The following is a 989-nucleotide window of genomic DNA, read 5'->3' as shown; positions in this document are numbered from 1 at the left end:
AGGGTGTCGGTGACTTGAACCGAAGCGGCACCGCCCAGCTCAAGGTTCTCGAACGCAGCACCAGTGGCGTCTACTGCCGAGTTGATACCCAGGCTGATCTGGCCAGCGTCCTGGTAGACGTCATCGCCTTGTGCGTCGTGGGTGTACGGCGCGCTGGTTTCGCCGGCCTTGATGGTGACCTGGGCGTTGTTGCTCAGGGTCACGACCAGGTCGTGGGCCAAGGCGGTGTTGATATGTACGGTGAAGGTCGGTTTGACGTTCTCGGCCACCGAAGTTTGGTCAGCAGTAATAGTGACTTTGACGATATCGCCTTCGTTGCCTGGAGTGCCTGGCTCGTCAGTGACCTCGGTGCTGACCGGGGTCTTGTCCAGGTTCAGGTTTTCAAACTTCCACGCATCTGCGCCGCTGACCGCGTCGATGGCATTGACCACCGGCTGGTTAGTGCCCACATAGACGTTGTCCGGGGCGGCTACAGTGGCCGAACCGGTGGTGCTGTTGGCTGCCACGACGACAGTAGTGCCATCGGTCAGCTTGAAGTACAGCTCCGAGTGGTTATTGATCGGCAGACCGTCTTTGTTGGTCAGCGTGATGGTGTAGGTGATCTCGCCGCCTTCGGTGACCGAAGGGGTCGCAGTCAGCTTGGCCACCACTTCGTCGAGGGTGTCGGTGACTTGAACCGAAGCAGCACCGCCCAACTCAAGGTTTTCGAACGCAGCGCCAGTGGCGTCCACCGCCGAGTTGATGCCCAGGCTGATCTGGCCAGCGTCCTGGTAGACGTCATCGCCTTGCGCGTCGTGGGTGTACGGCGCGCTGGTTTCGCCGGCCTTGATGGTGACCTGGGCGTTGTTGCTCAGGGTCACGACCAGGTCGTGGGCCAAGGCGGTGTTGATATGTACGGTGAAGGTCGGTTTGACGTTCTCGGCCACCGAGGTCTGGTCAGCAGTAATAGTGACTTTGACGATATCGCCTTCGTTGCCTGGAGTGCCTGG

At 60.2% G+C, this 989-nt stretch carries 1 protein-coding gene; it reads right to left on the bottom strand.

Annotation, left to right across the window (positions count from 1 at the left end; genetic code table 11):
• Window positions 1-989: immunoglobulin-like domain-containing protein (locus ACF8O8_RS07750; protein WP_392509473.1), on the bottom strand; the 989-nt coding region annotated here is incomplete at both ends.

The sequence above is a fragment of the Pseudomonas sp. TYF_14 genome (assembly GCF_043105275.1).
GTDB lineage: Bacteria > Pseudomonadota > Gammaproteobacteria > Pseudomonadales > Pseudomonadaceae > Aquipseudomonas > Aquipseudomonas alloputida.
Note: the sequence above shows the minus strand (reverse complement) of the source record. Positions and strands in the feature narration are given on the sequence as shown.